At 68.3% G+C, this 19,015-nt stretch carries 16 protein-coding genes; 7 read left to right on the top strand and 9 right to left on the bottom strand.

Translation table 11 applies throughout. The features are described from left to right. Window positions 1-198 precede the first annotated feature (198 nt). Both OG817_RS07205 and OG817_RS07200 read left to right on the top strand, forming a co-directional pair. Window positions 199-891, top strand: a complete 693-nt coding sequence (locus OG817_RS07205; protein WP_406052927.1) for a GntR family transcriptional regulator — start codon at window positions 199-201, stop codon at window positions 889-891. Window positions 892-916: 25 nt separating this feature from the next. Continuing rightward, window positions 917-1,867 carry a nucleoside hydrolase gene (locus tag OG817_RS07200; RefSeq protein WP_406052926.1) on the top strand — a complete coding sequence of 317 codons (951 nt, stop codon included), beginning with the start codon at window positions 917-919 and terminating at the stop codon, window positions 1,865-1,867. On the opposite strand, the gene OG817_RS07195 is transcribed toward OG817_RS07200, so the two are convergent. After that, a complete protein-coding gene (locus tag OG817_RS07195; RefSeq protein WP_406052924.1) occupies window positions 1,860-2,450 on the bottom strand; it encodes a TetR/AcrR family transcriptional regulator in 591 nt (196 codons plus the stop codon). The genes OG817_RS07200 and OG817_RS07195 overlap by 8 nt on opposite strands. A gap of 81 nt (window positions 2,451-2,531) precedes the next feature. Here OG817_RS07195 and OG817_RS07190 point away from each other — a divergent pair, with 81 nt between their 5' ends. Continuing rightward, the gene (locus tag OG817_RS07190) at window positions 2,532-3,101 is read left to right on the top strand and encodes a GNAT family N-acetyltransferase (protein WP_406052922.1); all 570 of its coding nucleotides are present in this window, start codon (window positions 2,532-2,534) and stop codon (window positions 3,099-3,101) included. A gap of 9 nt (window positions 3,102-3,110) precedes the next feature. Continuing rightward, window positions 3,111-3,887: a bifunctional 2-polyprenyl-6-hydroxyphenol methylase/3-demethylubiquinol 3-O-methyltransferase UbiG gene (gene ubiG, locus OG817_RS07185; RefSeq protein ID WP_406052921.1), complete on the top strand. Its 777-nt coding sequence runs from the start codon at window positions 3,111-3,113 to the stop codon at window positions 3,885-3,887. Between the two features lie 7 nt (window positions 3,888-3,894). Here ubiG and OG817_RS07180 read toward each other — a convergent pair whose 3' ends face one another. Then, the gene (locus OG817_RS07180) at window positions 3,895-4,431 is read right to left on the bottom strand and encodes a LysM peptidoglycan-binding domain-containing protein (protein ID WP_406052920.1); all 537 of its coding nucleotides are present in this window, start codon (window positions 4,429-4,431) and stop codon (window positions 3,895-3,897) included. A gap of 355 nt (window positions 4,432-4,786) precedes the next feature. Here OG817_RS07180 and lexA point away from each other — a divergent pair, with 355 nt between their 5' ends. Beyond that, entirely contained in the window at window positions 4,787-5,563 is a 777-nt protein-coding gene (lexA, locus tag OG817_RS07175) for a transcriptional repressor LexA (RefSeq protein WP_406052919.1), read from the top strand. A 48-nt stretch (window positions 5,564-5,611) separates the two neighbouring features. Next, entirely contained in the window at window positions 5,612-6,121 is a 510-nt protein-coding gene (locus tag OG817_RS07170; protein WP_131354846.1) for a glutathione peroxidase, read from the top strand. Window positions 6,122-6,310: 189 nt separating this feature from the next. On the opposite strand, the gene ligD is transcribed toward OG817_RS07170, so the two are convergent. From ligD to macS, 5 genes are all read right to left on the bottom strand, one after another. Then, window positions 6,311-7,288, bottom strand: coding sequence for a non-homologous end-joining DNA ligase (ligD, locus tag OG817_RS07165; RefSeq protein WP_406052918.1), 978 nt, complete (start codon window positions 7,286-7,288; stop codon window positions 6,311-6,313). Then, a complete protein-coding gene (locus OG817_RS07160; RefSeq protein ID WP_406052917.1) occupies window positions 7,285-9,282 on the bottom strand; it encodes an ATP-dependent DNA helicase in 1,998 nt (665 codons plus the stop codon). The genes ligD and OG817_RS07160 overlap by 4 nt, the downstream gene beginning before the upstream one ends. A 64-nt stretch (window positions 9,283-9,346) precedes the next feature. After that, complete coding sequence (secD, locus tag OG817_RS07155; RefSeq protein WP_406052916.1) at window positions 9,347-11,647, bottom strand: protein translocase subunit SecD; 2,301 nt, start codon at window positions 11,645-11,647, stop codon at window positions 9,347-9,349. Between the two features lie 73 nt (window positions 11,648-11,720). Then, window positions 11,721-12,356 carry a response regulator transcription factor gene (locus OG817_RS07150; protein ID WP_360452126.1) on the bottom strand — a complete coding sequence of 212 codons (636 nt, stop codon included), beginning with the start codon at window positions 12,354-12,356 and terminating at the stop codon, window positions 11,721-11,723. Then, complete coding sequence (gene macS, locus OG817_RS07145; RefSeq protein ID WP_406052915.1) at window positions 12,353-13,474, bottom strand: MacS family sensor histidine kinase; 1,122 nt, start codon at window positions 13,472-13,474, stop codon at window positions 12,353-12,355. Before macS ends, OG817_RS07150 begins: the two co-directional genes overlap by 4 nt. 227 nt (window positions 13,475-13,701) lie before the next feature. On the opposite strand from macS, the gene OG817_RS07140 reads away from it, so the two are divergent. Next, window positions 13,702-16,077, top strand: coding sequence for an immune inhibitor A domain-containing protein (locus tag OG817_RS07140; protein WP_406052914.1), 2,376 nt, complete (start codon window positions 13,702-13,704; stop codon window positions 16,075-16,077). Between the two features lie 62 nt (window positions 16,078-16,139). Here the strand turns inward: OG817_RS07140 and hflX are convergent, their stop codons facing one another. Then, window positions 16,140-17,630, bottom strand: a complete 1,491-nt coding sequence (gene hflX, locus OG817_RS07135; RefSeq protein WP_396394135.1) for a GTPase HflX — start codon at window positions 17,628-17,630, stop codon at window positions 16,140-16,142. 529 nt (window positions 17,631-18,159) lie between these two features. Further along, a complete protein-coding gene (gene dapF / locus OG817_RS07130) occupies window positions 18,160-19,002 on the bottom strand; it encodes a diaminopimelate epimerase (protein ID WP_406052913.1) in 843 nt (280 codons plus the stop codon). Window positions 19,003-19,015 lie beyond the last annotated feature (13 nt).

The raw sequence follows: 19,015 nt of genomic DNA, 5'->3' as shown, positions 1-19,015 counted from the left end.
CCGGGAGATCGGGCGAGTCGAGTGGAGGTCGGGCGGAGTCGTCCCGGGGACGAGATCGGGCCGGGCAGCCAGGACCGACCCGCGGCGGACAGGCAGCCAGGGTCTCCGGCTCCGACCTCTCCCCGGGGCGAGTCCTGCGAGTTAGCCTGGTCGCGGCATTGTTAAATGTCAATGGTTAACAATCAACGTTTTGCACCGATGGAGGAACCGACCGTGGCCGGACCGCTGGATCAGCTCGCCCGGCAGGCCGAGCGCAGTCCTGCGTTGTGGGCGACCGTCGTACCAGCGCTGCGGCAGATGATCATCAGCGGTGCCCTCGCACCGGGTGAACACCTCCCCGAGGGTGAGCTCGCGGCCGTGCTGGAGATGAGCCGTGGCCCGATCCGGGAGGCGCTGATCGAGCTCGAGCGCGAGGGTCTGGTCGTACTGCGCCGGCATCGCGGCGCGCAGGTGATCGCGCTGACCAACGAGGACATCGAGGAGATCTACACGCTCCGGCTGAGCCTCGAACAACTGGCGATCGCCCGGGCACTCCCCCGGCTGACCGACGAGCACCTGGCGACGATGGACGACGTACTCGAGCAGATGCGGGCGCTCGGGCCGGACTACGAGCCGCAGACCGCACTGGATCTGGACCTCGCGTTCCACGACGTGATCTACCAGGCCGCCGGGCATTCGCGGCTCGACCGGGCCTGGCAGCAGATCCGCAGCCAGGTCGCGATGTTCCTCCACTCGCGGCATGTCGCCCGCCGCGACTTCCACGAGATCGCGTACGCCGAGCACAAGGCGATCCGCGACATCATCGCTGGCGGCGACCCCACCGCCGCCACCGAGGCTATCGACAACCACCTCACCGGCGCCTACCACCGCCTCATCACCGCCCGCCAGTGACCATGCATGCGTGAGGATGGGCCGTATGAGGCCGGTGATTCTTGATGTTGATACGGGGTTGGATGATGCGTGTGCGCTGCTGCTGGCCGCGCGGCATCCTGAGGTCGACCTGAAAGCGGTGACCTGTGTTGGTGGGAACGTCGGGCTGGACGACGTGGTGATCAACACGCTGACAGTGCTGGAGGCTGCCGGGCGGACTGACGTGCCTGTGGCCCGGGGAGCAGCGGTGCCGTTGCTTCAGCCGGTTCGCGCTGCGCCCCACGTCCATGGCAGCGACGGGCTGGGCGACCTGGACTGGCCGCGGTCGACTCGTACGACGGACGCTCGGCACGCGGTCGAGTTGCTGCGGGATGTACTGCGTGACGCCGCGGCGACCGGAGAGCTCGTGACGCTGATCCCGTTGGCACCGATGACGAACATCGCGCTTCTGCTCCGGACGTACCCCGAGGCGGCGGCCGGACTCCGCGAGATCGTGTTCATGGGCGGCGCGGCCGGGATCGGGAACGCCACCGCCTCGGCGGAGTTCAACATCTGGACGGATCCAGAGGCGGCTGCGGTCGTCCTCACCGCGGCCGGCGAGCTCCGCGTACCGGTGACGATGTACGGCCTGGATGTGTTCTACGACGTGGTGATCACGATGGAGCAGGCGCGAGGGCTGGGTGGATCGCCGTCGGCGGACCTGGCTCGGCGGCTGATCGAGAAGCGGAGCGAGCTGTACAAGTCGGACGGTGCCAGCATCGGCGACGGTGGCGCGGTGTGTGCGGTGATCGATCCGGACGGGCTGACGACGCAGCGCTTCCCACTGCGGGTAGAGCTGTCCGGGACTTGGTCGCGCGGGCGGACGATCGTCGACACCCGCGACTGGGCGGCCGACCTCAGCAGCGATCCCCATGGGCCGTCGTCGACCGTCGTACAGGTGGCGACCGCGGTGGACGCCGCGCGGTACGCCGAACTCTGGTTGAGCACGGTCAAGTAGCCAGCTCCTGCAGACGGGCGCGCAGTCCGTCCATGAACAGCTCGAGGCCGTCGCCGAAGAGGTCGGCGGTACCGCTGGACTCGGCGACCACGGCGGCGAGAGTCCAACGGGCGCTGACCTCGAAGAGATGACGCGCCTGCGATTCGGGTACGCCGAGGTCCACGAGGGAATCGATCTGCGCGCGGACCAGCTCAGCTCGTGATCCCTCGCCCCGATCCCGGTCCGGGGTCGCCTTGGCCTGGATCAAGCCGGCCAGGCCAGGATGGTCGGCGTAGAACGCCCGCAACTCCAGCGCCCCGGCCTTGGTGACCGCAATCCACTCGTCGACACTGCGCACCCCCTGGTACGCCGCGTTGTCGCCGGTGAACTGATCGAACGCGTTCCGGGCAACCAGATCGAGGAGTTCGTCCTTGTTGTGGACGTGGTGGTAGAGCGACGGTGCGCGGACGTTCAGGCGCTCGGCGACGGATCGCATGGTCAGTCCGTCGACGCCGTCGCCACGGATGACCGCCAGGGCGGCGTCGGCGATCGCGGTGACGGAGATCCCTGCGGCCGCATGGGAGGACGGGTCGCGTCTGGTCACGAAAACCTCGTTGTCGGGTCGGGTCCCGGGCGGTTAGGTTGCTGTCTAACGACATTAGACAGCCTATCCGAGGACGGCATCGTGCCTGGACTGCACCCCGACTATCCGCTGCGCACCGAGCGACTCGACCTGCGGCCGCACCGGATGGACGACCTGGACGACCTGTACGCGTTCCACTCGCGACTCGAGGTGGTGCGGTACACACCGTGGCCGGTACGGGACCGGGAGCAGACGCGGGTCGCGCTCGAGGCCAAGCTGTCGCAGGGCGAGCTGACCGAACCGGGTCAGTGGCTGGTGCTCGCGATCGAGCTTCGCGAGACCGGGACGGTGATCGGCGAAGTCCTGCTGAAGTGGGCGAGCCAGACAGATCGGCAGGGCGAGATCGGCTTCGCGCTGCACACCGACTATCAGGGCAAGGGCCTGGCCGCGGAGGCTGCGCGCGAGGTTCTGCGGGTCGGCTTCGAGGACCTGGGGCTGCACCGGATCGTTGCGATCCTGGACGATCGCAACACGCCGTCCGCCCAGTTGCTGGAGCGCCTGGGGATGCGTCGCGAGGCTCACCACCTCCACGCCCTGCAGTTCAAAGGCGAGTGGGCGAACGAGTACGTCTACGCTCTCCTCGAGGAGGACTGGCGCGCGACAGCCTCTTAGGAGGTTGCGGTGGGGATCGACAACCAGATCTACAACCGGATCGGCGGCGGTTGGTGGGACGAGGCCAATCCGCTGAACATGCTGAACGGGAGTTTCACGCCTGGCCGGTTCGCCTACTTCCGCCGCGTTCTCGCACGCCGCGGCCTCGACCCGGCCGGCTTGCGGGCCGTCGACATCGGGTGCGGGGGCGGATTCATGGCCGAAGAGTTCGCCCGGCTCGGATGCCAGGTCGCCGGCATCGACCCGTCGGAGGTCTCGGTCAGGACCGCGCGGGAGCATGCCGGTTCGTCGGGTCTCACCGTCGGCTATGCCGTCGCATCCGGCGAGCGGCTACCCCTCGACGCCGAGAGCGTTGAGCTCGCCTGTTGCTGCGACGTACTCGAGCATGTGTCGGACCTGGATCGGGTGATCGGGGAGACCGCGCGCGTGCTGAAACCGGGCGGGATCTACTTGTTCGACACGATCAACCGGACGTTCGCGTCAAAGATCCTGGTGATCAAGGTGGCGCAGGACTGGCGGCTGACGAGGGCCATCGACACCGAGTTGCACTCGTGGAACCTGTTCATCACGCCGACGGAGCTCGAAGGAACCCTGCGCCGGCACGGGCTGCGCCGGGGCGAGATCACCGGCCTCGGACCTCGCGCGAACAAACTCGTCGTACTGCGGAGCTACCTGCAAGCCCGCCGTGGTCGCATCACCTTCGGCCGGCTCAGTGAACTGATGGACATCGGCGAGGTGAAGTCCACCGGCGTCTCCTACATGGGCTACGCCATCAAGAACGAATGATCACCGGTCAGCGAGCGATCGGGATCTGCAGAGTCTGACCGGGCACGAGGTCGGCCGGGCCGGACAGTTTGTTGAGGTCGGCGATCTTCTCGACGACGGTCGCCGGGTCCTGCGCCGGGTTGGTGTCCTGGGCGATCGACCACAAGGTCTGACCGGGCGCCACCTGAACCGGGACCGTGTGGGTGAAGTCGGGGCCGGGCTCGAGTACACCGCTGATCCGCAGGCCGAGCACGACGATTGCCGAGCCGAAGACCAGCACGGACAAAGCCGTCATCACCATCCGGCCGCGCCGGGTCAGCCGCAGCGCCGGCGCCTCGGCCTCCGCAGTACGGCGGACGCGGGCGGGGTCTGCGTGCCGCCGGACGAGGGTCGGCTCGGTCGTGTGACGGCCGAGAACCTCGCCGGAGCAGGCACGGACCGGGAGTGGCTCGGTCGTCGTACCGGCGATCGTCGGGCGGCGGCGGGGCACACTGTTCGGAGACGGCGCAACCTCGGGCGCCTGGCGTCCTGCCAGTGCGTCGGCCGCGAGAGCCGCTGTGCTCATCGGATCCTCCAGACCTCGGTCAGTCCACGTCCTGCGGTGTCGATCCCTGTCTACCGGCCGCCTCCGACAGTTTCTGAAAGCTGCCCGCTCGACCGGCCCGAACACCTGTTCGATCGAACGCCTGTACGAATGATTAACCGACAGGCACCCGTCGCGCAACCACTTCCAACCACGACACGCCCGGGAAATTCCCCGCGCCGCCGGCGCCTTATAACCCGACACACGAACAAACGTACGAACCGACACGCCTTCGAACAGATGTTTGAAGAATCTCAGGATTCGGTCTACGGTCAGTGTCAGTCGAGCAAGCTTGGCCGGTGCGCGAGCGGCGGCCCGACCCGAGGAGCAACGACCGATGGCCAGGACGCCGAGCGGTTCCAGTAAAGGCGAGCGCAGCGGTGCGGACGAGGTCGCGGACCGGACCGTGACCGAGTTGCCGGACGGCCCCGCCGACGCCACCGGCCTGACGCCGCGCCAGCGTCGCGTTCTGGACGTCATCCGCGACTCGGTCGACAGCCGTGGATACCCGCCCTCGATGCGCGAGATCGGTGAGCGGGTCGGCCTGACCAGTTCCTCGTCGGTGTCGCACCAGCTTCGCGTGCTGGAGCAGAAGGGCATGCTCCGCCGCGACCCGAACCGCCCGCGGGCCATCGAGGTCCGCTACCCCGCCGAGGTCGACGCCGCGGCCCGCCGGTCGGCGCTCGGCTCGGTGCGGCAGACGTCGTACGACGAGACCGGGGCCGGCGACGCGCATCCGGACGCGGCGTACGTGCCGGTCGTCGGGCGGATCGCCGCCGGTGGCCCGATCCTGGCCGAGCAGGAGATCGAGGAGATCTTCCCGTTGCCGAAGGCAATGGTCGGCGAGGGCACGCTGTTCATGCTGCGGGTCAAAGGTGAGTCGATGATCGACGCGGCGATCTGCGACGGCGACTGGGTCGTGGTCCGGCAGCAGCCGAACGCGGAGAACGGCGACATCGTGGCCGCGATGATCGACGGCGAGGCGACGGTCAAGACGTTCAAGAAGACCAAGACCGAGATCCTGCTGCTACCACACAACCCGGCCTTCGAGCCGATCGACGGCAAGGATGCCATCATTCTCGGAAAGGTCGTAACAGTTCTGCGCCGTGTCTGACATCTCAGACGGCGAGCGAAGTCGGGCGTGTCGTGTCAGCATTGAACCATGACGACTGTCTATGACTTCAGCGCGCGGCGGATCGAAGGCAATGAACAGTCTCTTGCCGATTTCCGCGACCAGGTGCTCCTGGTGGTGAACACGGCGTCGCAGTGTGCCCAGACTCCGCAGTACACGGGGTTGCAGAAGCTCTACAAGGCTTACCGTAGACAAGGCTTCTCGGTGCTGGGTTTCCCCTGCGACCAGTTCGGCCACCAGGAGCCTGGTGACGAGAATGAGATCGCGAACTTCTGTTCGACGATCTATCACGTCACGTTCCCCATGTTCGCCAAGATCGATGTGAACGGGTCGAAGACGCTTCCGCTGTTCAACTGGTTGAAGCGTGAGCAGGGCGGCCTGCTCGGCGGGCGGATCAAGTGGAACTTCACCAAGTTCCTGATCGGCCGTGACGGCGGCGTGATCGCCCGCTACGCCCCGACTCACGCACCGGACAAACTCGCCGACAAGATCGAGGCGGCCCTGGCGATTCCCGCGCCGTCCCGGGAATCGAACGACTGAACCATCCGGCGCGGTTCCCGGGGGAATCGTCGCCGCAGGCAACAGTCGTTGACGTGAAGAGCACAGGAGTTCCTTCCGCCGTTGCCGGAATGTCGTTGCTGAATGAGACACCTGAACATCGACCGTCTCAGCGCAACGCACATCTCTCCGAATTCCGGACAATGTCGTCGGCGACCGGCCCGGCGCAATTCAGCGGTCGACGAGAACCGCGTCGGCGTTGATGTCCAGCCGCAGACCGCGCCAGACCGGATGACGCAGGCGAGAGTCCGCGGCCCACCCGGAGTAGGTCACCTCCGCGACCAGGACCGGGTCCAGCCAGTGCGCGATGCGGCGGTCGTGGGTGGGGATCGTCGAGGGGTCGAACGGCGGATCGCCGATCTCGAGGCCGGCCAGCTCCGCGCTGAACATGTCGAGCGTGGCGAAGTCGAGGCCCGAGCCGACCTTCCCGATCAGGACCAGGTCACCGCCCGGCTCGGAGTAGGCGCCGCAGTAGAACGAGCCGATCTTGCCCTCGCGGTTGCCTTCGCCCGGGTGCCAGCCGCAGAGGATGACGTCGCGGGTCAGGACCGGCTTGATCTTGATCCAGTCCGAGCTGCGCCGGCCGGACAGGTAGCGCGACTTCCGGCGCTTGGCCACCACGCCTTCGAGCCCGGTCGACATCGCCACGTCAAGCGCCGCGCCCCCGTCGTCGAACGCCGGCGGTGTCTCCCAGAACGGGTCGCCGATGTCGAGCGAGTCCAGCAGCCCGCGGCGATCGTCGTACGTTGCCTCCAGCAACCACTTGCCGTCGAGGCGGAGGACGTCGAACAGCCGCACCGAGACGGGCACCTGGGTGATCAGGTGCCGCAGTTGGCGCGGGTCCCGCACGTGCATCCGCCGTTGCAGCAGACCGAACGACGGTGCGCCGTTCTCGTCCAGGGTGACGATCTCACCATCGAGTACGGCGGGGAGTCGCAGGCCCCGGGCGTCGGCGAGACCGATCAGCTCGGGATAGCCGGCGGAGACGTCGCGGCTGTTGCGCGACCAGAGCCGGCAGACGCCGTCGTCCACCTCGGCGATGACGCGGATGCCGTCCCATTTCAGCTCGTACGACCAGCCGGCACCGGACGGCATCTCCCCCAGGGAGGCCATCATCGGCAGCACCGGAGGACTGGTCGCGGGGCTCATGTCGACTGCAACCGCTTCAGGGCGCCGAGCACCTTCTCACGATCGGCGGTCGGCCACATCGGAGGCAAGGAGGCGCGCAGGTACGCGCCGTACCGCTGGGTGATGATGCGGGGGTCGAGGATGGCGACCACGCCGCGGTCGCTGCTGCGGCGAATCAGCCGGCCCGTCCCCTGCGCGAGCAGCAGTGCGGCGTGCGTCGCGGCGACGGCCATGAAGCCGTTGCCGCCCGCTTCGTCCACGGCGCGCTGGCGGGCCGCCATCAGTGGCTCGTCCGGTCGCGGGAACGGCACCCGGTCGATGATCACCAGGTTGCAGGTCGAGCCCGGTACGTCGATGCCCTGCCACAGCGACAGCGTGCCGAACAGGGACGTCTCCGGATCGTCGACGAACTCGCGCGCCAACTCGCCCAACTGGGCGTCACCCTGGCAGAGCACCTTCAGGTCGGTCGCCTCGCGGACCGCGGCCGTCGCCGCCTCGGCCGCGCGGCGCGAGGAGAACAGGCCGAGGGTCCGGCCACCGGCGGCCGTGATCAGGTCGATGATCTCGTCGAACTGCTTCTGCCCCAGTCCGTCGCGATGCGGAGGCGGCAGGTGCTTGGCGACGTACAGGATCGCCTGCTTCTCGTACTCGAACGGGGAGCCGACGTCGAGGCCGCGCCAGGGCAGCGGGCCGGTCTCGGAATTCTCGTCGAGCTCCGGCATCTCGTCGTCGTCATCGAGTTTGTCCGCCGGGCGAAGGCCGACCTGGCGGGCGATCGCGTCGAAGTCGCCGCCGAGGGCGAGGGTCGCGGAGGTGAGTACGGCGGTCCGGTCCTTGAGCACCAGCTCGCGGAGCAGGCCGGCGACGGTGAGCGGCGCGATCCGGAGCTCGCGGCCGAAGCGGTCGCGGTCGGTCATCCAGACCACGTCGGCGTCGCTGAGCGCGGCGACGCGCTCGGAGACGTCGAAGATCTCCTTCACCGCGCCCTTCGACTGCCGCTTCGCGCCGTCGGGGTCGTCGTCCTTGTCGTCGGACTTCTTGTTCAGGTCGGAGTACAGCGAGCGGGCGGCGTCGCGGACCAGCGCGGCGGCCTCCAGCACCGCGGCGTTCGACGGCTCGATACGGCCCTCGCGAGTGCCGTCGAGGGCGGCACGGAGAGCGTCGGAGGCATCGATCAGGTCGTCGGCCTTGTCGTCGTCGACGAAGCGGCGGGATCGTTTGGCGGCGCGCTCGACCATCTGCGGGGAGAGCTCGTCGCCGGCCGCGCCGGTGACGCGGGCGGGCAGCTCGTGCGCCTCGTCGACGATGATCACGTCGTGCTCGGGCAGCACGGTGCGGTTCTCGAACGCGTCGATCGAGAGCAGGGCGTGGTTCGTGATCACGATGTCGGCCTTGCGGGCCTGGTCCTTCGCCTTCTCCGCGAAGCACTCCTCGCCGTACGGGCATTTCTGCGCGCCGAGGCACTCGCGAGCGGCGATGGCGACCTGCTGCCAGGCTTGGTACTGGTGTGAGGGTGCGTGGTCGCGGTCGCCGGCCTTGCCGTCGAGCAGTTGCTGCTCGGCCCAGTCGCGCAGCTCGAGCACCTGCTGCCCGATCTGGCCGGGCGGCGGGACGTCGATGAGCATGCCGTCGTCGTCCGGCGCGCCCTCGCGGATCCGGTGCAGGCAGGCGTAGTTGTTGCGGCCCTTCTGGATCGCGTACGACGGTCTGCGCGGGAGGAGCTTCTCGGTCGCGTCGAGGAGTGCGGGGACGTCGCGGTCGACGAGCTGCGACTGGAGCGCGAGGGTCGCGGTGGACACGACGACGCGGCGATCCTCGATCGCGTGCAGGAGTGCTGGGACGAGATAGCCGAGCGACTTGCCGGTGCCGGTGCCGGCTTGCACCAGGAGGTGCGAACCGTCGTGCATCGAGGTGTCGACGGCCTGCGCCATCTCCACCTGACCGGGCCTGGTCTGCCCGTTGATCCCCGACACAGCAGCCTCGAGCAGTTCCCGCACATCAACACCCACCGCCACACCCTAGCCCGCCCGACGGACAGATTTCCGTTCGGACGCCGCGGGTGTGGATAACGCCAGACTGCTAGACGACGGCGCCGCGGTCGGGTTGGGCGTCTCGGTCTACCTGGGGGCGTTTGGGGCGTGGGGGTGGGGCTGGGTAGCGGCGTTCCAGCTCGAGCAGCAAGGGGGCCGCGGTGAGGTTGGACGAGTAGGTGCCGACGAGGATGCCCAGGAGTAGTGCCAGGGCGAAGTCGGCCAGGGAGTCGCCACCCAGGAAGAGGAGGGCGCTGAGGATGAAGAGGGTCGAGATGCCGGTGTTGATGGTGCGGGGCAGGACGTTGACGATGGCGGTGTCGATGACCGGGCCCAGGTTCTCGGTGGAGCGGGCGTTGCGAGTCTCACGGATGCGGTCGAAGACGACCACCGAGTCGTTCACCGTGTAGCCGATGATCGTGAGGATCGCGGCCAGGAAGATCCCGTCCACCGGTTTGCCTGTCCACGCGAACACACCGACCACGACCGCCACGTTCTGCAGCAACGCCAGCACCGCGCCGGCCCCGAATGTCCATCGGAACCGCGCAGCCAGATAGATCAACTGCGCCAGCAGCGCGATCCCGAGCGCGATCAGGCCCTTGTTCCGCAGTTCCTCACCCAACGACGGCCCGATGCTCTCGTTGCGCACCAACTCCGTGCCGCCACCGATCTCGGAGATCGACTCGCGGATCTTCTCCGCCTCGTCGTCGCTGATCGTCCCGGTCCGCACGGTGATGTCGTCGGCGCCGGACGCCTGCACCACCGCGTTCGGGTACCCGGCCTCGGCGACCGCGGCCCGCGCCTGGTCCGGTGTGATCCGCTGCGCCGTGCTCACCTCGAGCAGCCGGCCACCAGTGAACTCGATGCCGAGATTCAGCCCGCGTACGGCGACCCCCGCAAGACTCACGATGATGGCGACAGCCGTGATCAGCAGCCAGCGGCGGCTGTGCTTCATCAACGACGGGCGCCGCGCCTCCAGCCAGGTCCGAACCCGTCCGTGTCCGGCGATCCCACTCAGCTGCGGGCGCCGCACCACGAAGCCCCGCGACACCACGAATTCGGCCAGCACGCGTGTCACGACCAGCGCGGACAACACCGAGGCGATCACACCGATGCTCAGCGTGACACCGAACCCACGGACCGGCCCGGCAGCCAGGAAGAACAACAGCCCGGCAGCCAGCAAGGTCGTGATGTTCGAGTCCGCGATCGCAGACAGCGCGTTCCGGAAACCACTCCGCAGCGAGCGACGCAGCCCGTCCGTCCGCCCCGCGATGTAGTCCTCACGCGCCCGTTCGAACACCAGAACGTTCGCATCGACCGCCATACCGATGGCCAGCACGAAGCCGGCCAGGCCGGGCAGCGTGAGCGTCGCCCCGAGCACGGTCAGCGCCGCGTACGACATCCCGGCGTACCCGATCAGGCCGAGGACCGCCATCAGGCCGACCAGGCGGTAGACGATCACGATAAAGAGCGCCGTGAGCGCCAGGCCGATGATGGCGGCCAGCGCGCTCGCCTGGATTGCGTCCTGTCCGAGCGACGGGCCGACGGTGCGCTGGTCGATGACCTCGACCGGAACCGGCAGCGCGCCGCCGGAGATCAGCGCGGCCAGGTCCTTGGCCTGCTCCTCGTTGAAGGAGCCGGAGATCGTCGTCGTACCGCCGCCGATGCCGACGTTGCACAGCTGGTTGCCGCCGTTCGGGTCGACCTGCGGCGCGCTGATGATCTCGTTGTCGAGCACGATCGCGATCAGCCGCTGCGGCGTGTTCAGCGGCTGGCAGGCGGCCTTGCCGGTGATCGCGGCCCAGGTCTTGCCGCCGTCACCCTTGAAGTTCATCTCGACGAACCAGCCCATGGCGGCCTGCTGCGGGTCGAGCCGGCCCTCCGCGCCGCTGACCATCTCGCCTGTCATCGCGGGCTTGGCCAGCCGGAGGAAGCCCTGACCGGTGTCGCTGGGCAGGTAGAGCTCGCCCGCGGCCGGTTTGGCCGGCTTCGTCGCGACCTGGTCGAGCACCTCGTGGAAGGTGAGCTGCGCGGTCTTGCCGATCACCTGCGCGGCCTCGCGCGGATCCTGGACGCCGGGCAGTTCGACGATGATCCGGTTCTCGCCCTGGCGCGTCACGTTCGGCTCGCTGACGCCGAGCGCGTCGATCCGCCGGTGCAGCACCTGGGTGGCCTTGTCCGTGGTGTTCTTGTCCGCCTTGACCGTCGGCGAGTCCTTCGCCTCCAGCACGATCTGCGTTCCGCCACGCAGGTCGAGGCCGAGCTGCGGCTTGGCCGTCAGCACGACGTACGTCGAGGCTGCCAGCACGAAGAACGCCAGCAGCGCGCGGACGAGGGACGACCGGTTCACAACAGCCTCCGGAGGCTCTCGGCGAGGAGGCCTCAGTCTATGGAGCTGGCGCAAAAGTCCATCCGGCTCCGAACTATTCGGGTGCGTCGATCCCGTGTTCGATCGCGTAGCGGACCAGTTCGGCCCGGTTGTGCAGTTGCAGCTTCCGCAGCGTGTTCTGCACGTGGTTCTCAACCGTCCGGTGCGACAGCACGAGCCGGGTCGCGATCTGGCGTGCGGTCAGCCCGCGGGCAACCAGGCGGAGCACCTCTGTCTCCCGTTCGGTCAGATGCGGCACCTCCGGCCCCGCGCCGAGCCGTCGGTACTCCCCCAGCAACAGTCCGGCCAGTCCGGCGCTGAACACCGCGTCGCCTTCCGCAGTACGCCGCACTGCGTCGTCGAACTCGTCCAACGACGCCGACTTCACCAGATAGCCGGAGGCGCCGTTCTTCACCGCGTCCAGTACGTCGCTCTGCTCGGCGCTGGCCGACAGCACCAGCACCCGCGTGTCCGGCAGCGCCGCGGTGATCTCCCGGGTCGCGTCGACGCCGGACCCGTCGCCGAGCTGCAGATCCATCACCACCACGTCCGGCCGGGTCGCCAGCGCGATCTTCACCGCACCAGCCACGTCCGAGGCTGTCGCGCAGACGTCGTACCCACGGCTGCCCAGATCGCGCGCCACGCCCTCGCGCCACATCGGATGGTCGTCGACGATCATCACGCGTGTCATGTAGCCACCTTCAGTTCCCACTCGGTTCCCTCGCCGGGGGCGGTCCGGACCATGACTGTGCCACCCAGATCGGCGATGCGGCCGCGGATCGACTCGCTGACGCCCAGGTGCCCGTCGACGCGGGCCTGCTCCAGCCGGGCAGGCGTAGTACCGATCCCATCGTCGCGGATCGACACGACCACCTCGTCGCCGAGGTCCTCGACCACCACCCAGGACCGGGCAGCTGGACCGGCGTGCTTGTCCACGTTGCTCAGCGCTTCGTTGACCGCGGCCACCAGTTCGGCGGCGGTTGCGGCTGGCAACAGGACCGGCGAGGCAGGTACGACGACGTCCACCCGGGTGGTGGCCAGCGGCAGCAACAGCCCGCACAGGTCGAGGCTGTCGCCCTCGCCGACCGTCGGACGGGACGACATCAGGGTGCGTAGGGCAACTTCCTGCTCGGCGGCCAGCTCTGCCAGCTCCAGCGCCTCACCGCCGATCGCCGTCCCGCGGCGCTGCACCTGGGCCAGCACCTGCAGGACCCCGTCGTGGATGGACCGACTGAGCCGCAGCCGCTCGGCGGTGGCGCTCTCGGTCGCGATCGCTTCGCGCAGGCGCGCTCCCGCCTGCCGCATGGTCGAGGCGGCGTACCCGACGACCAGACCGGCGACCAGGAGGAGTTGCACGTTGCCGAGGATCTTGGACGCGTGGTCGTCACCGCGTAGCGACAGCAGCGCCAGGCTCACGGTCACGGCGCCGAGCAGACCGCCGTCCCGCCCGCGGGAGATGGCCAGCGCGAGCACCGGTCCGGCCGCCCAGACCGAGGTCAGCACGGACGCGCCGGCGCGAATGTCGAGCAGCGGTTGCGCGAGCAGGGTCGCGTACATGCAGCCGACCGTGATGACCAGGTCGGCGAAGGCCAGCCGGGTGTTGCGGCGTCCCCAGCGCCGGCTGTAGCCGATCGAGGAGACGACGGTCCAGACACCCATGACGGCCAGTAGCAGCACCGCCCCGGACGGCCGGACGATCCCGTCCCACCGGGTCCAGACGCCGAAGCACGCGAACCCGAAGGCGATCACGCGGAAGGCGACCAGGGCACGCCACAACGGCTGCAGGAGGTCGACGGGGTCGGACTTCACCGGGACAGTCTGCCAATCGACCGGCCCGCCGCGGCTGAGGCGTCGTACCGGACTGGTCAGGTAGTTCTACGCATGGCGCAGGATTCCCCCCAGGTTTCCCGGATTTTCCGCTATCCACTTCAGGTCTGCCGGTTTTCGCCGTACTCTCGCGCAAAACACGCTCGGGGGAGCTTCGATCACGCCACGTCACCATCGCGGTGGCAGCGACCAAAGCATGGAGGGGAATCGTGCGCAAGCTACCCGCCGGGCTGTTCAGCCTGGCCCTTGCGGTGACGTTCGGACTGAGCATGGCTTCGTCCGGCGCCGCCGCCCCGCCTGAAGGGGCTCCTGCAGCCACGAGCGCCAGCGAGCCGGCCCAGACGTCCGACGAGCTGTCGAGCCCGCTCGAGGACCAGCGTCGCGAACTGCGCCAGGAAGCGCTGACGAAGGTGCTGAACGGCACCGCCAAGGCCGAGAAACGCGGCGCCAGCACGGTCGTGAAGGTCGGCACCAAGTCGGCCGCGGCCAAGGGCCAGACCGGCCCGAAGGCCCAGCAGACGGTCGACCAGTACGTCGAGCTGAGCCGGGAGAAGACCGACCGGATCTTCGTGATCCTGGCCGAGTTCGGCAACGAGCGGCACCCCAGCTACCCGGACAAGGACCAGGCACCGAGCATCCCCGGCCCGGCGACGTTCGAGGGGCCGCTGCACAACGCGATCCCCCAGCCGGACCGATCGGTCGACAACTCCACCGTCTGGCAGGCCGACTACAACCAGCAGCACTTCCAGGACATGTACTTCGGCAACGGCAACTCCGTGAAGAAGTACTACGAGACGCAGTCCTCGGGCCGCTACTCGGTCTCCGGTGAGGTCACCGACTGGGTCAAGGTGAGGTACAACGAGGCCCGCTACGGTCGCTCGAACGGCTTCCCCTGCACCGGCAACGTCTGCAACAACACCTGGTTCCTGATCCAGGACGCGGTGAACCAGTGGGTCGCCGACCAGGAGGCGGCCGGCCGCACCAAGGCGCAGATCACCGCCGACCTGAAGACGTTCGACCAGTGGGACCGCTACGACTTCGACGGCGACGGCAACTTCAACGAGCCGGACGGCTTCATCGACCACTTCCAGATCGTGCACGCCGGCGGCGACCAGGCCGACGGCGACCCGCAGCAGGGTGAGGACGCGATCTGGTCGCACCGCTGGTACGCCGGCTTCCCCGGCGGCCCGGCGGACAACCCGATCGGTGGCGCCCAGATCGGCGACACCGGCATGTGGGTCGGCGACTACACGATCCAGCCGGAGAACGGCGGCGTCAGCGTCTTCGCGCACGAGTACGCGCACGACCTCGGCCTGCCGGACGAGTACGACACCTCCGGTGCGGCGGTCGAGAACGGCGTGAACTGGTGGACCCTGATGGCCCAGAGCCGGGTCAGCGCGGCCACCGACGGCGGGCTCGGCGAGCGTGCGGCCGACCTGAACGCGTGGGACAAGCTGCAGCTGGGCTGGCTGGACTACGAGATCGTCAACTCCGGCCAGAAGCGGACGCTCGAGCTCGGCCCGCACGAATACAACTCGAGCAAGGCCCAGGGGTTGGTGGTGACGCTGCCGAAGAAGGCGCGCGTCAACGAACTGGTGCCACCAGCGGCCGGGACCAAGTCGTGGTGGAGCGGCGCCGGCGACAACTTCACCCACACGATGAACCGTCAGGTCACCCTGCCCGCCGGGGCAGCGGCCAGCCTCACGTTCCAGGCCAACTGGGACATCGAGGACTGCGGTACGACGGCGTGTGACTACGCCTACGTCGAGGTGAACGACGGCACCGGCTACAAGCCGATCCCCGGCACCATTGCCAACGCGGCCGAGGGCAACGGCATCGACGGCAAGAGCAACGGCTGGAAGCCGGCGACCTTCGACCTGTCCGCCTACGCGGGCAAGACGGTCGGTCTGCAGTTCCGCTACACCACCGACCCGAACACCGGCGGCAAGGGCTTCTTCGCCGACGAGATCAACGTGACGTCCGGGACGACCACGGTGCTGACCTCCGGCGCGGAGACCTCGCCGGACGGCTGGACACTGAACGGCTTCAGCGCCCAGGGCGCGAGCTTCACCAGCATGCACGACAACTTCTATCTGGCGTCGCACATCAACTACGTCGCCCAGGACCAGTACCTGAAGACCGGTCCGTACAACTTCGGCTGGCTGAACACCCTGCCGGACCAGGTCGAGCACTTCCCGTACCAGGACGGCCTGCTGGTCTGGTACTGGGACACCTCGTTCAACGACAACAACACCAACACCCACCCCGGTGGCGGGTTGATCCTGCCGATCGACTCGCACCCGACCCCGATCAACCGGATCGACGGTCAGGTCTGGCGGCCGCGGGTGAGCGCGTACGACGCGCCGTTCGGTCTGGAGAAGGCGGACTCGTTCACCCTGCACATCAACGGGCAGGCGAGCTACGTCCGCGGCCAGGACGCCGTACCGACGTTCAACGACAGCAAGCAGTACTGGTCGGCGGACCTGCCGACGAGCAGCGTGAAGGTCCCGAACAACGGGGTCAACATCAAGGTCGTGTCCCGCACCGGGACGACCATGAAGGTCCAGGTGTCCAAGCGCAGCTGACCTGCTGAGCACAAGACAACGGCCCCGGGAGAATCCTCCCGGGGCCGTTGTCTGTGTCTGCCTTACTGAGCCGTTGCCACCTGGTACGGCGTCAGGTCGCCGGCCAGATCCGGGTGGACCCGGGCAGTGACGCGGGTGCCGTCCGCGGTGTGCTCCAGCTGGTCGACCGAGCCCTCGGAGTGGATCCGGGAGACCAGGTCACCACGCTCGTACGGGAGCAGCAGGTCGAGCGCCACGTCCGGCTGCGGCAGCGAGGCCTCGACCAGCGACTTCAGCTTGTCGATGCCCTCGCCGGTGCGGGCCGAGACGACGATCGCGCGCGGCTCGCGGTGCAGGATCGGGGCGAGCGCCATCGGGTCGGCCAGGTCGGCCTTGTTGATGACGATGATCTCCGGGACGTCCGCGGCGCCGATCTCGCTCAGCACCTCGCGAACCGCCTGGATCTGCGCGAACGGGTCGGCGTGCGATCCGTCGACCACGTGCAGCAGCAGGTCCGCGTCCGCGACCTCCTCCAGCGTCGACCGGAACGCCTCGACGATGTCGTGCGGCAGGTGCCGGACGAACCCGACCGTGTCGGTGAACGTGTACACGCGGCCGTCGGACGTCGTCGTCCGCCGGGTGGTCGGGTCCAGGGTCGCGAACAGGGCGTTCTCGACCAGGACACCGGCACCGGTGATCTTGTTCAGCAGCGAGGACTTGCCGGCGTTGGTGTAGCCCGCGATCGCGACCGACGGGATCGCGTGCCGGCGGCGCTCCTGGCGCATCGTCGACCGCGTGCCCTTCATGCCCTTCAGCTCACGCCGCAGCTTGGAGATCTTGGTGTTGATCCGGCGCCGGTCGGTCTCGATCTTGGTCTCACCGGGACCACGGCCACCGATACCGCCACCGGCCGCACCGACGCGTCCACCGGCCTGGCGGGACAGGTTGCCACCCCAACCACGCAGGCGCTGCTTCATGTACTGCAGCTGGGCCAGCTCGACCTGGGCCTTGCCTTCCTTGCTCTTCGCGTGCTGGGCGAAGATGTCCAGGATCAGCGCGGTCCGGTCGACCACCTTGACCTTGAGCTTGTCCTCCAGGTTGCGCAGCTGCGCGGGCGCCAGCTCGCCGTCCGCGATCACCGTGTCCGCGCCGAGCGACGCGACCAGGTTGCGCAGGTCGGCCACCTTGCCGGAACCGATGAAGGTCGCCGGGTCCGGCTTCTTCCGCCGCTGGATCACACCGTCCAGTACTTCGGAACCGGCGGTCTCGGCGAGCAGCTTCAGCTCGGCCAGCGAGTTCTCCGCGTCCTCGGCGCTGCCCTCGGTCCAGACGCCGACCAGCAGCACCCGCTCGAGCAGCAGTTTGCGGTACTCGACCTCGCTGATGTCGGTCAGCTCGGTCGACATGCCGACTACGCGGCGGAGCGCCTGGCGTTCTTCGAGCTCGAGGCCCTCGGTACTGAGCTCGGAGTCGTGTGAGTCGTGACCCGTCAACGAATCGCCGGAGTCATCGCCCTCGATGAGGTCAAGTTCGACGTCGGTGGTCTCGTCGTAAAAGTTCGAATGGGTCGTCATATACCTTCCATCGTGGCACGGGCCACCAGTACAAGCGACCCGATTAACGGTAGTCAACGCCCCACGCGCTGCCCGAATTCCTGATCAATGCCTGGACGGGCCACTCCATCCGCCGACACCAGCGCTCCAGCGGCCATGATCTGGCCACCATTCAGGCCTCGCTGCTCGGTGCGGGGGCGTGCTCGGGGAGAAGCATAGCTGGTGTCCGGCCCGGATGGCTGCGGCTGTTCCGGGGTGGGTGGGCTGTGCATCTCGACAGGAGGTGTCGGCCCGAGATGGTGGTCGGCGGGCGCAATCACGCCTGGGACCGGCCGGGTCGTGTCCATACGTCCTGTCGAAATGCACCCGTCAGAAACCAGCAGGCTGGACCCGGTCGTCGGTGGTGCGGCTGGCGGGTTATGTGATCACTGGCGGGTAGTTTCCGGTCAGCGAGTACATAACCCGCCAGCCAACAGAGCGAGAGCCCCATTTCAGGGGTTGGCCGACCGCTTGAGGCAGTGGCTGGACGTGTTGCTCGACAGATCCAGGCTCAGGCAGGCAGCCAGGTCCGATCGAAGTCCCCGCGAGCGTGCAGAACGGCCGGTCCGGTCAGCTCCAGGTGGTTGTCCGCGCGCCATGTCACGGTGACCTCACCACCCGGTACGCCGATGCGGTACGTGACCGGCAGCTCCTCGCGGGCGGCCCGCGCGGCCGCCACCGCGACGGCACACGTGCCCGTCCCGCAGGACCGCGTCTCGCCCGCTCCGCGCTCGTGCACCCGCATCTCGACGTCCCGGGGACCCCGCCGTACGACGAACTCCAGGTTGACGCCGGCGGGAAACGCTTCCTGGGGCGACCAGGTGGGCTGGTCGCAGAGGTTGCCCGGCTCGTGCAGGTCGTCGACGAATGCCACGGCGTGCGGGTTGCCCATGTCCACGTGCACGGCGGGCCACTGGTGACCGTTCGCCTCCACGACGATGCCGGCCGGATCGGGCAGCACGGGCTCGCCCATGTCCACGGTGAGCGTGCCATCGTCGTTCTGCACGACCTCTTTGACCCCGGCGCGGGTCCCGACCCGGACCGGCTTGTCCCCGGTCAGTCCCGCCTCGGCCAGATACCTCGCGAACACCCGTACGCCGTTCCCGCACATCTCCGCGATCGAGCCGTCGGAGTTGCGGTAGTCCATGAACCAGTCGCCGCCGTCCTCGACATACGACTGCTTGCTGCCTTCGATCACGCGCAGTACGCCGTCCGCCCCGAGGCCCGCGTGCCGGTCGCAGAGGAACCGCACCAGATCCGCGTCCAGGTCCCCGTGGACCGAACCGTCGGGGTCGGGCAGGATCACGAAGTCGTTCTCCGTGCCATGCCCCTTCAGCCAGGGAAACGTGCTCATACCGAAGATCGTA

It is taken from the genome of Kribbella sp. NBC_00889, from assembly GCF_045207705.1.
GTDB lineage: Bacteria > Actinomycetota > Actinomycetes > Propionibacteriales > Kribbellaceae > Kribbella.
Note: the sequence above shows the minus strand (reverse complement) of the source record. Positions and strands in the feature narration are given on the sequence as shown.

Coding starts and splice junctions, on each gene's coding strand:
- OG817_RS07180 (WP_406052920.1), bottom strand. CDS start 4,431: ATGAGCACAGCGGCTCTCGCGGCCGACGCACTGGCAGGACGCCAGGCG.
- ligD (WP_406052918.1), bottom strand. CDS start 7,288: ATGAGCCCCGCGACCAGTCCTCCGGTGCTGCCGATGATGGCCTCCCTG.
- OG817_RS07205 (WP_406052927.1), top strand. CDS start 199: ATGGAGGAACCGACCGTGGCCGGACCGCTGGATCAGCTCGCCCGGCAG.
- hflX (WP_396394135.1), bottom strand. CDS start 17,630: ATGACGACCCATTCGAACTTTTACGACGAGACCACCGACGTCGAACTT.
- dapF (WP_406052913.1), bottom strand. CDS start 19,002: ATGAGCACGTTTCCCTGGCTGAAGGGGCATGGCACGGAGAACGACTTC.
- OG817_RS07150 (WP_360452126.1), bottom strand. CDS start 12,356: ATGACACGCGTGATGATCGTCGACGACCATCCGATGTGGCGCGAGGGC.
- OG817_RS07200 (WP_406052926.1), top strand. CDS start 917: ATGAGGCCGGTGATTCTTGATGTTGATACGGGGTTGGATGATGCGTGT.
- OG817_RS07170 (WP_131354846.1), top strand. CDS start 5,612: ATGACGACTGTCTATGACTTCAGCGCGCGGCGGATCGAAGGCAATGAA.
- lexA (WP_406052919.1), top strand. CDS start 4,787: ATGGCCAGGACGCCGAGCGGTTCCAGTAAAGGCGAGCGCAGCGGTGCG.